The sequence below is a fragment of the Cytobacillus luteolus genome (genome assembly GCF_017873715.1).
Lineage (GTDB): Bacteria > Bacillota > Bacilli > Bacillales > Bacillaceae_L > Bacillus_BV > Bacillus_BV luteola.
The window spans coordinates 18,819-30,656 of record NZ_JAGGKM010000011.1; the positions used below are offsets into that span (position 1 = coordinate 18,819).

General features: G+C 38.8%; 9 protein-coding genes and 1 other annotated feature. All 9 genes read left to right on the forward strand.

Annotated elements, in window-relative coordinates; translation table 11 throughout:
- Nucleotides 1–94: 94 nt before the first annotated feature.
- The 9 genes from rplK to rpsL all read left to right on the forward strand — a co-directional run bounded on the left by rplK (nt 95) and on the right by rpsL (nt 11,835).
- The gene (rplK, locus tag J2Z26_RS20850) at nt 95–520 is read left to right on the forward strand and encodes a 50S ribosomal protein L11 (RefSeq protein ID WP_193534125.1); all 426 of its coding nucleotides are present in this window, start codon (nt 95–97) and stop codon (nt 518–520) included.
- A 112-nt stretch (nt 521–632) separates the two neighbouring features.
- Nucleotides 633–1,334: a 50S ribosomal protein L1 gene (gene rplA, locus J2Z26_RS20855; protein ID WP_193470969.1), complete on the forward strand. Its 702-nt coding sequence runs from the start codon at nt 633–635 to the stop codon at nt 1,332–1,334.
- A 53-nt stretch (nt 1,335–1,387) separates the two neighbouring features.
- Nucleotides 1,388–1,538 (forward strand) — a sequence feature (ribosomal protein L10 leader region).
- A 48-nt stretch (nt 1,539–1,586) separates the two neighbouring features.
- Nucleotides 1,587–2,087, forward strand: a complete 501-nt coding sequence (gene rplJ / locus J2Z26_RS20860) for a 50S ribosomal protein L10 (protein WP_193534124.1) — start codon at nt 1,587–1,589, stop codon at nt 2,085–2,087.
- A gap of 69 nt (nt 2,088–2,156) precedes the next feature.
- Complete coding sequence (rplL, locus tag J2Z26_RS20865; protein WP_193534123.1) at nt 2,157–2,519, forward strand: 50S ribosomal protein L7/L12; 363 nt, start codon at nt 2,157–2,159, stop codon at nt 2,517–2,519.
- 139 nt (nt 2,520–2,658) lie between these two features.
- The gene (locus J2Z26_RS20870) at nt 2,659–3,264 is read left to right on the forward strand and encodes a class I SAM-dependent methyltransferase (RefSeq protein WP_193534122.1); all 606 of its coding nucleotides are present in this window, start codon (nt 2,659–2,661) and stop codon (nt 3,262–3,264) included.
- A gap of 392 nt (nt 3,265–3,656) precedes the next feature.
- On the forward strand, nt 3,657–7,229 hold the full coding sequence (gene rpoB, locus J2Z26_RS20875; protein WP_193534121.1) for a DNA-directed RNA polymerase subunit beta: 3,573 nt from the start codon (nt 3,657–3,659) through the stop codon (nt 7,227–7,229).
- A gap of 59 nt (nt 7,230–7,288) precedes the next feature.
- Complete coding sequence (rpoC, locus tag J2Z26_RS20880; protein ID WP_193534120.1) at nt 7,289–10,888, forward strand: DNA-directed RNA polymerase subunit beta'; 3,600 nt, start codon at nt 7,289–7,291, stop codon at nt 10,886–10,888.
- Between the two features lie 162 nt (nt 10,889–11,050).
- Nucleotides 11,051–11,299, forward strand: a complete 249-nt coding sequence (locus J2Z26_RS20885; protein ID WP_193534119.1) for a 50S ribosomal protein L7ae-like protein — start codon at nt 11,051–11,053, stop codon at nt 11,297–11,299.
- Between the two features lie 113 nt (nt 11,300–11,412).
- Entirely contained in the window at nt 11,413–11,835 is a 423-nt protein-coding gene (gene rpsL, locus J2Z26_RS20890; RefSeq protein ID WP_193470976.1) for a 30S ribosomal protein S12, read from the forward strand.
- The last annotated feature ends 3 nt before the right edge of the window (nt 11,836–11,838 follow it).

Here is an 11,838-nt window from a genome sequence, read left to right on the forward strand (position 1 = left end):
AACTATCAAAATTCTTTATATTCACATAAAGAATACGTTGAGTGGGAGGGTAAACCCCTATTACCACATCACGGACTTTAAGGAGGTGTGTCTCGTGGCTAAAAAAGTAATTAAAATGGTAAAATTACAAATCCCTGCTGCAAAAGCTAACCCAGCACCACCAGTTGGACCAGCACTAGGTCAAGCAGGTGTAAACATTATGGGATTCTGTAAAGAGTTTAACGCTCGTACAGCAGAACAAGCTGGACTAATCATTCCTGTTGAGATTACGGTTTTTGAAGACCGTTCATTTACGTTTATTACGAAAACTCCGCCAGCAGCAGTTCTACTTAAGAAAGCAGCTGGAATTGAGTCTGGTTCTGGTGAACCAAACCGTAAAAAAGTAGCAACAGTTAAGCGTGATAAAGTACGTGAGATTGCAGAGACTAAAATGCCAGATCTAAATGCTGCAAACGTTGAGTCTGCAATGCGTATGGTTGAAGGTACTGCACGTAGCATGGGTATTGTTATTGAAGACTAATTAACCCTGCGTGCTTTTGTTTTGGGGGTTGCGGATATGGTTTTCCAGTTCGCAACCTTTATTCGTGGGAGGTTCCATTCCGCTAAAACCACATTCGAGGAGGATTTTAACAATGGCAAAAAGAGGCAAAAAGTACGTTGAAGCTGCTAAATTAGTAGACCGTACACAAGCTTACTCAGTAGCTGAAGCTATTGAACTAGTAAAGAAAACAACAACTACTAAATTTGATGCATCTGTTGAAGTTGCATTCCGTTTAGGCGTTGACCCTAAGAAAGCTGACCAACAAATTCGTGGAGCAGTTGTTCTTCCAAACGGTACTGGTAAAACACAACGTGTACTAGTATTCGCTAAGGGTGAAAAAGCAAAAGAAGCAGAAGCTGCTGGTGCAGATTATGTAGGAGATGCAGATTTCATCACTAAAATCACTCAAGGTTGGTTTGATTTTGATGTAATCGTAGCTACTCCAGATATGATGGGTGAAGTTGGTAAACTTGGTCGAGTATTAGGACCTAAAGGTTTAATGCCAAATCCTAAAACTGGTACAGTTACATTTGACGTAGACCGTGCAGTTAAAGAAATCAAAGCTGGTAAAGTTGAATACCGTGTTGACAAAGCTGGTAATATCCACGTGCCAATCGGTAAAGTTTCATTCGAAAGCGACAAGCTAGTTGAGAACTTTACAACAATCTACGAAACAATGTTAAAAGTTAAACCATCTGCAGCAAAAGGTACGTACATGAAAAACCTTGCTGTATCTTCAACGATGGGACCTGGAGTTAAGGTAGATCCATCAACTTTTGTTACTTCTAAATAATGGATATTGACTTTTTATAAGTCATTAACTATAATAAATCTTGTTGTTTGAAATAAATAGTTTCATCTGAACCGTAGACAGTAGGTGCCTCAATGAGAGCTTAATTTCCTACCGAGGTGTAGTGATTTGCTGATGGTTAATCCATCTATGAATTTTACTATACAGCCTCCATGTCTCGAGATGTGGAGGTTTTTATATGATTACACCGATGCGGTATCAAGTGTGAGATAAAAATCTACAGGAGGTGTAAGGATGAGTAATGCAGTAGAACAAAAGAAACAAATCGTAACTGAAATTGCTGATAAATTCCGTGCTAGTAAATCAACAATCGTTGTTGACTACCGTGGACTAAGTGTTGCTGAAGTAACTGAACTTCGTAAACAACTTCGTGATGCAGGAATCGATTTTAAAGTTTACAAAAACACATTAACTCGTCGTGCTGCTGAGGCTGCTGAGATCACTGGTCTTAACGACGCATTAACTGGACCGAATGCAATTGCGTTCAGTAATGAAGATGTAGTTGCTCCTGCTAAAATTCTTAATGACTTTGCTAAGAAGCATGAAGCATTAGAAATTAAAGCTGGTGTAATTGAAGGTAACATTGCTACTCTTGAAGAAGTTAAAGCTCTTGCTGAACTTCCATCACGCGAAGGATTACTTTCTATGTTGCTTAGCGTGCTTCAAGCACCTATGCGCAATTTCGCTCTTGTTACAAAAGCTGTTGCAGAACAAAAAGAAGAACAAGGCGCGTAAGTTTAACACGCAATTACAATTATCTATTCGATTTTCCATATTAGGATAAAAAACAAGGAGGATTTTACAATGACTACAGAACAAATCTTAGAAGCTGTAAAAAATATGACTGTTTTAGAACTTAACGACTTAGTAAAAGCAATTGAAGAAGAATTTGGTGTAACTGCTGCTGCTCCTGTTGCTATGGGTGCTGTTGCTGGTGGCGAAGTTGCTGCTGAGCAAACTGAATTTGATGTAATCCTAGCTGGCGCTGGCGACCAAAAAATCAAAGTTATCAAAGTAGTACGTGAATTAACAGGTCTTGGCTTAAAAGAAGCTAAAGAACTAGTTGACAACACTCCAAAAGCTGTTAAAGAAGGCGTTTCTAAAGAAGAAGCTGAAGAATTAAAAGCTAAACTTGAAGAAGTTGGAGCTAACGTAGAAGTTAAGTAATAATTTCATTGATCAATAGAAAGCTCGCTTGAAAACAGGCGAGCTTTTTTTGACTACATCCTTCAGTGATAAAAAGTTGCACTTTTGACGATGCTATAGAATAGCTCAGGAACTCCTATATTAGAGGAGGTACATAACAATGACAGAACACTACTATACAAACAAACCGTCGACAGCAAGTAATCCTCAAAATATAAACTTTACTTTAAGGGGTATTGTCCTTCAATTTAAAAGTGATCGCGGAGTTTTTTCGAAAAATGAAGTAGATTTCGGCTCTCGCCTTCTAATCGAAACATTTCAATTTCCTACTATTGAAGGTGATTTGCTAGATGTAGGTTGTGGTTATGGACCTATTGGTCTTTCGCTGGCAAAGGATTGTTCTTCGCGAAAAGTTGAGATGATCGATGTGAATGAACGTGCAATTGACTTAGCCAAGCAAAATGCAGCTAACAATGAAGTTTCTAATGTTAAAATCTATAAAAGTGATGTATTCAATGCGGTTGATCTAGAGAAAAGATTTGCTGCCATCCTCTCCAACCCTCCAATTCGTGCAGGGAAAAAGGTGGTACATCAAATACTAGAAGAAAGCTATCAATTCCTACTCCCAAAAGGTGAGTTATGGGTAGTTATTCAAAAGAAGCAAGGGGCACCATCTGCAATCGAGAAACTAGAATCTATTTTTGATGAGGTTGAGATTGTGAAAAGAGATAAAGGTTATTATATTATCAGGGCCATCCGTGACTGAAGTGAAAGAAAAAGTAGACATAAAACGAATGTTAGTACTCTATAACTGAAAATGATTTTAATGTCAATACTTTAAGGTGGAAAATGTTGACGGATATTTTTTCCTATGTTAACATTAAAAAATGCCAATATGTATTTTTTTCTAATGCATCTATTTTATTTTTTTATGTATAAATTTAGAGGCATAGGAAAGACTGATAAAATCAATAGTTCGTTTGTGAAAATATGGTTTTCTTGTTCAATCAGAAAAGAGTATTTCTGGTTTTTAAAAGAAAGATACAGTTTATTTGCTGTGTTTTTCTAAGGAGAAACCATTTTTCTTTTTGTCTATTGTGTTTATGGTTAGACAAATAAAATTTGCAAGTTTAACGCTTGATTTGAGGGGTGAATCAGTTGACAGGTCAACTAGTTCAGTATGGACGACACCGTAAGCGTAGGAGTTATGCGCGTATTAGTGAAGTTTTAGAATTACCAAATCTTATCGAAATCCAAACCTCTTCATATCAATGGTTTCTTGATGAGGGTCTTAGAGAAATGTTTCAGGATATTTCTCCGATTGAAGATTTTACTGGTAACTTATCGCTTGATTTTATCGATTATAGTTTAGGAGACCCTAAATATCCGGTCGAAGAATCAAAAGAGCGTGATGTTACATACTCTGCGCCATTACGTGTTAAGGTGCGTCTGATTAACAAAGAAACCGGTGAAGTGAAAGATCAGGACGTATTTATGGGTGATTTCCCACTAATGACTGAAACGGGCACGTTTGTTATCAATGGAGCCGAACGTGTAATTGTTTCACAGTTAGTACGTTCTCCGAGTGTGTATTACAGCGGAAAAATTGATAAAAATGGAAAAAGAGGATTTACAGCAACAGTAATTCCAAACCGTGGTGCTTGGTTAGAATACGAAACAGATGCGAAGGATGTAGTATACGTTCGTATTGATCGTACTCGGAAATTACCGGTTACGGTTCTTTTGCGTGCATTAGGGTTTGGGTCTGATCAAGAAATCATCGATTTATTTGGCGAGAATGAGTACCTTCGAAATACTCTTGATAAAGATAACACCGAGAGTACGGAAAAGGCGTTACTAGAAATTTATGAACGTTTACGTCCTGGTGAGCCACCAACAGTAGATAATGCAAAAAGCTTACTAGAATCTCGTTTCTTTGATCCGAAGAGATATGATCTAGCAAATGTTGGTCGTTACAAGATTAATAAAAAGCTGCATATTAAAAACCGCCTATTTAACCAACGTCTTGCAGAAACTCTAGTAGATGGTGAAACTGGTGAAATTATCGCTGAAAAGGGCACTCTACTAGATAGAAGAGCTCTAGACCGACTTATTCCACATCTTGAAAAGGGGATTGGATTCAAGGTTGTTCAACCTAATGGTGGTGTGCTAGAAGAAGATGTAACGATTCAATCTATTAAAATTGTCTCTCCTAGTGATCCTGATGGGGAACAAGTCATTAATGTAATTGGTAACACAATCATTGATGAGTCAATTAAAAACATTACACAAGCTGATATTCTAGCATCTATTAGTTATTTCTTTAACTTGTTACATCAGGTAGGAGATACAGATGATATTGATCACCTTGGTAATCGTCGCTTACGTTCTGTAGGTGAATTACTACAAAACCAATTTAGAATCGGACTTTCTCGTATGGAGCGTGTTGTACGTGAGAGAATGTCTATTCAAGATACAAATACAATTACACCACAACAATTAATTAATATTCGCCCTGTTATTGCGTCTATTAAAGAGTTCTTTGGTAGTTCACAGTTGTCTCAATTCATGGACCAAACGAACCCTCTAGCAGAATTAACCCACAAACGTAGGTTATCAGCTTTAGGACCTGGTGGATTAACACGTGAGCGTGCGGGCTTTGAAGTTCGTGACGTACACTACTCTCACTATGGCCGTATGTGTCCGATTGAAACTCCAGAGGGACCGAATATCGGATTAATTAACTCTCTATCATCATTTGCAAAAGTAAATAGATTTGGTTTTATTGAAACACCATACCGCCGTGTAGATCCGGAGTCTGGTAAAGTAACAGAACGAATTGATTACTTAACTGCTGATGAAGAGGATTTATATGTTGTTGCACAAGCAAACGCTAGATTGTCAGATGATGGTTCATTTATAGATGAAGATATTGTTGCTCGTTTCAAAGGTGAAAATACAGTTGTTAAACGAGAGCGTATTGATTATATGGATGTATCACCTAAACAAGTAGTTTCTGCTGCGACAGCTTGTATTCCATTCTTAGAAAACGATGACTCGAACCGTGCACTAATGGGAGCGAACATGCAACGTCAAGCAGTTCCTTTAATGAACCCAGAGGCACCACTTGTTGGTACTGGTATGGAATATGTATCTGGTAAAGACTCTGGAGCTGCAGTCATTTGTAAGTATCCGGGTGTTGTTGAAAGAGTAGAAGCAAAACAAGTTTGGGTTAGACGTTATGAAGAGGTTGATGGTCAAAAGGTTAAGGGCAACCTTGATAAATATAGACTGTTGAAATTCATCCGTTCTAACCAGGGTACATGTTATAATCAGCGCCCAATTGTTTCAGTTGGTGATGAAGTTGTTAGAGGAGAAATCCTTGCAGATGGACCTTCAATGGAACAAGGGGAGCTAGCACTTGGTAGAAACGTATTAGTTGGATTCATGACATGGGATGGTTACAACTATGAGGATGCAATCATCATGAGTCAACGCCTTGTTAAGGATGATGTATATACTTCAATTCACATTGAAGAATATGAATCAGAATCACGCGATACAAAGCTTGGACCTGAAGAAATCACTCGTGATATTCCAAACGTTGGTGAAGATGCATTGCGCAATCTTGATGAGCGTGGAATTATCAGAACTGGTGCTGAAGTAAAAGATGGTGATCTACTAGTAGGTAAAGTAACTCCAAAGGGTGTCACCGAACTTACAGCAGAGGAACGTCTATTACATGCAATCTTCGGTGAAAAAGCCCGTGAAGTTCGTGATACTTCCCTTCGTGTACCACACGGTGGTGGAGGAATCGTTCTAGATGTTAAAGTGTTTAATCGTGAAGATGGTGATGAGCTTCCACCTGGAGTAAATCAACTTGTTCGCGTATATATTGTTCAAAAACGTAAAATCTCTGAAGGGGATAAAATGGCAGGGCGCCATGGTAACAAGGGTGTTATATCTCGTATTCTTCCAGAAGAAGATATGCCATTCTTACCAGATGGTACACCTATTGATATCATGTTAAACCCTCTAGGAGTTCCATCACGTATGAACATCGGTCAGGTACTTGAGTTACACCTTGGTATGGCTGCACGCCAGTTAGGTATTCATGTAGCGTCACCTGTATTTGATGGAGCACGTGAGGAAGATGTTTGGGAAACACTTCAAGAAGCAGGTATGTCACGTGATGCCAAAACAGTATTATATGATGGAAGAACGGGTGAACCGTTTGATAACCGTGTATCTGTTGGGGTTATGTACATGATTAAACTTGCTCACATGGTTGATGACAAGTTACATGCTCGTTCAACAGGACCTTACTCACTAGTTACGCAACAGCCTCTTGGAGGAAAAGCGCAATTCGGTGGACAACGTTTTGGTGAGATGGAAGTATGGGCACTTGAAGCATACGGTGCTGCATACACACTTCAAGAAATCTTAACAGTTAAGTCAGACGATGTTGTTGGTCGTGTGAAAACATATGAAGCGATTGTTAAGGGTGAGAATGTTCCTGAACCAGGAGTTCCGGAATCGTTCAAAGTATTAATTAAAGAACTTCAGAGCTTAGGTATGGATGTAAAAATCTTATCTGGTGATGAGAAAGAAATTGAAATGCGTGATCTAGAAGATGACGAAGATCCAAATCAAAGTGATAGTGTATCTTTAGATAATGAAAAGCCAGTTAACGAATTAAAAGAAGAAAAAGATGCTGTTACAAAGGAATAATTCGGGTAACAAGCCAGCAATAAGGGTAAAACCTGGAGATTATAAGGGAGGTAGGCCCCTTGCTAGATGTCAATAATTTTGAGTATATGAAAATCGGACTCGCTTCACCTGATAAGATTCGTTCATGGTCTTTTGGTGAGGTAAAGAAGCCAGAAACAATAAATTACCGTACGTTAAAGCCTGAGAAGGACGGTTTATTCTGTGAACGTATTTTCGGTCCAACGAAGGACTGGGAATGTCATTGCGGTAAATATAAGCGTGTCCGTTATAAAGGTGTAGTTTGTGACCGATGTGGAGTTGAAGTAACACGTGCAAAAGTACGTCGTGAAAGAATGGGGCATATTGAATTAGCTGCCCCTGTCTCACACATCTGGTATTTTAAAGGAATTCCAAGCCGAATGGGACTTGTTTTAGACATGTCCCCTCGTGCACTGGAAGAAATTATCTACTTTGCTTCTTATGTTGTTACAGAAACTGGTGACACTCCATTAGAAAAAAAGCAACTTCTTTCAGAAAAAGAATTCCGTGCATATCGCGAGAAGTACGGAAATACATTCCAAGCTTCTATGGGTGCAGAAGCAATTAAAAAATTACTTTCAGACATTGAACTTAACAAGGAAGTTAATTTCTTAAAAGAAGAATTAAAAACGGCTCAAGGGCAACGTCGTACTCGTGCGATTAAACGTCTGGAAGTGTTAGAGGCATTCAGAAATTCAGGTAACGAGCCATCTTGGATGATTCTAGATGTACTTCCGGTAATTCCACCAGAATTACGTCCGATGGTTCAATTAGATGGTGGGCGTTTTGCAACTTCTGACTTAAATGACCTATATCGTCGTGTTATTAACCGTAACAACCGTTTAAAACGCTTATTAGACCTTGGTGCACCAAGTATTATTGTTCAAAATGAAAAGCGTATGTTACAGGAAGCAGTCGATGCACTGATTGACAATGGTCGTCGTGGCCGTCCAGTAACTGGTCCTGGTAATCGTCCATTAAAGTCGTTATCACACATGTTAAAAGGGAAGCAAGGGCGTTTCCGTCAAAACCTTCTTGGAAAACGTGTTGACTACTCAGGACGTTCCGTTATTGTAGTTGGACCGAATTTGAAAATGTACCAATGTGGATTACCTAAAGAAATGGCACTTGAACTATTTAAGCCTTTCGTAATGAAGGAATTAGTAGAAAAAGGCCTGGCCCACAACATTAAGAGTGCGAAACGTAAAATAGAGCGCGTAAACCCAGAAGTATGGGATGTTCTTGAATCAGTTATCAGGGAACACCCTGTATTACTAAACCGTGCACCTACTCTACATAGATTAGGAATTCAAGCATTTGAACCAACACTTGTTGAAGGACGCGCAATCCGTCTTCACCCTCTTGTATGTACAGCTTACAACGCTGACTTCGACGGTGACCAAATGGCGGTACACGTACCTTTATCAGCTGAAGCACAAGCTGAAGCACGTTTACTTATGCTAGCGGCGCAAAACATCCTTAACCCTAAGGATGGTAAACCAGTTGTTACTCCATCTCAAGACATGGTATTAGGAAACTACTACTTAACACTTGAGCGTAAAGGAGCAATTGGCGAAGGTATGGTATTTAAAGATACAAATGAAGCTTTAATTGCCTACCAAAATGGCTATGTTCATCTTCATACACGAGTTGCGGTTCATGCAGGCTCATTAAATAATGTGACTTTTACAGAGGAACAAAATCAGCAGTTATTAGTAACTACGGTTGGTAAGTTGATCTTCAATGAAATCTTACCTAAATCGTTCCCTTATATTAATGAACCAACAAAACGTAATCTTGAAGAAAAAACACCAGAAAAATACTTTATTCCAAAAGGTGCTAACGTTTTAGAAGCAATTACTAGCCAAGAACTCATCGATCCATTCAAGAAGAAAATTCTTGGAAATATCATTGCAGAAGTGTTCAAGAAGTTCAAAATTACTGAGACTTCAAAAATGTTAGATCGAATGAAGAACTTAGGTTTCAAATACTCTACTAAAGCTGGTATTACAGTAGGTGTGTCAGATATCGTAGTTTTACCTGAAAAACAAGTAATTCTAACTGAAGCGCAAGCAAAAGTAGATAATGTATTAAAACAATTCCGCCGTGGATTAATTACGGAAGAAGAACGTTATGATCGAGTTATTTCAATCTGGAGTGCAGCAAAAGATGTTATCCAAGGTAAGCTAATGGATACACTTGATAGAAGTAACCCAATATTCATGATGAGTGACTCTGGTGCCCGTGGTAACGCATCTAACTTTACGCAGTTAGCTGGTATGCGTGGTCTAATGGCCAACCCGGCTGGTAGAATCATCGAGTTACCAATCAAATCGAGTTTCCGTGAAGGTTTAACGGTACTAGAATACTTCATCTCTACTCACGGTGCGCGTAAAGGTCTAGCCGATACAGCGTTAAAAACAGCTGACTCAGGTTACTTAACTAGACGTCTTGTAGATGTTGCACAAGATGTAATCGTTAGAGATGATGATTGTGGAACAGATAGAGGTCTTCATATCCGTGCATTAAAAGATGGCACAGAGGTAATTGAAGCCCTTGAAGAGCGACTAATCGGTCGTTATGCAAGAAAAACAATTAAACATCCAGAGACAAAAGAGATTATCGTAAAAGAGAATGACTTAATCACTGAAGACCTAGCGACTACAATTGTAGAAGCAGGTGTTGAAGATGCATGGATTCGTTCAGCGTTTACTTGTAACACTAGACATGGTGTGTGTAAAAAATGTTATGGTCGTAACCTAGCAACTGGTTCAGAGGTAGAGGTTGGAGAAGCTGTAGGTATTATTGCTGCTCAATCAATCGGTGAGCCAGGAACACAGTTAACGATGCGTACATTCCATACAGGTGGAGTTGCAGGAGATGATATCACTCAAGGTTTACCTCGTATTCAGGAGCTATTTGAGGCGCGTAATCCGAAGGGTCAAGCGGTTATTTCCGAAATCGATGGTGTTGTTAGTGCAATAAATGAAGTAAGAGATAAACAACAAGAAATCGTTATTCAAGGTGATGTAGAAAGTCGCTCGTACACAGCACCATATAGTGCACGTTTAAAGGTAATTGAAGGTCAAGAAATTAACCGTGGTCAAGAATTAACGGAAGGTTCTATTGATCCTAAAGAGCTTTTAAAAGTAAAAGATATGACAGCAGTACAAGAATACTTATTGCGTGAGGTTCAAAAGGTATACCGTATGCAAGGTGTAGAAATTGGAGATAAACACGTAGAAGTAATGGTTCGACAAATGTTACGTAAAGTAAGAGTTATGGATGCAGGTGATACAGATGTGTTACCAGGTTCATTACTTGACGTACATCAATTCACAGATGCGAATACAAAAGTGATAATAAAAGGTGGAATGCCTGCAACTGGTCGTCCAGTCCTACTTGGTATCACAAAAGCATCACTTGAAACAGATTCCTTCTTATCTGCTGCATCATTCCAAGAAACAACAAGAGTTCTTACAGATGCTGCAATTAAAGGGAAGCGTGATGAATTACTTGGACTTAAAGAGAATGTAATTATTGGTAAATTAGTACCAGCAGGAACAGGTATGAACCGTTACCGTAGAGCAGAACCAATTCTTCAAACCGAAGATAAAGAAGAGACTGTTACTGTAGAATAGATTATATCTCAAAGTTGTGAGGGCAGATGTCAACAGAACCTAAACCTATTATTTTATGCGAAACATAAAAAAATATGTTCTGGGATAGTTGACATCTCTTCCTTACAATGATACTATATCGTAGGTGCTCCTAATAACCTGGTACTTTGGAGGATATGAATAATGTCTTATGATAAAGTATTACAGGCAACTGAGATAATCATAGGTACAAAGCAAACAGTGAAAGCACTACAGAACACAAAGGTACTAGAAGTTGTCGTAGCAGAAGATGCTGATCGGCGAGTTGTTAATAAACTATTACAACTAGCTGAGGAACAACGAGTAAAGATAACTAGAGTGGAATCTATGAAATTGCTTGGAAAAGCATGTGGAATAGAAGTAGGAGCTGCAGCTGTAGCGATTATTCGTTAAAAACTGTTTTTGTGGAAGACAAAGAATCGTATTCTACAAGAACTTTGTTTTTGTCAAAGAATGAACCACCTGGATGTGTGGACTTAGAAATATGTGAAGGGAGGAAAACAACAATGCCTACTATTAATCAATTAGTGCGTAAGGGCCGTGAGACTAAGGTAGTTAAATCTGACTCTCCAGCTTTAAATAAAGGGTACAACAGCTTCAAAAAAGCTCAAACTAACCTTACATCACCTCAAAAACGTGGTGTTTGTACACGTGTTGGTACGATGACACCTAAAAAACCAAACTCAGCACTTCGTAAGTATGCTCGTGTACGTTTAACTAACGGTATCGAGGTTACAGCTTACATCCCAGGAATTGGACACAACCTACAAGAGCACAGTGTAGTGTTAATTCGTGGTGGACGTGTTAAAGACTTACCAGGGGTACGTTATCACATTGTACGTGGTGCGTTAGATACAGCTGGTGTTAATAACCGTATGCAAGGTCGTTCTAAATACGGAACTAAGAGACCTAAAGCTGCAAAAAAATAAGTT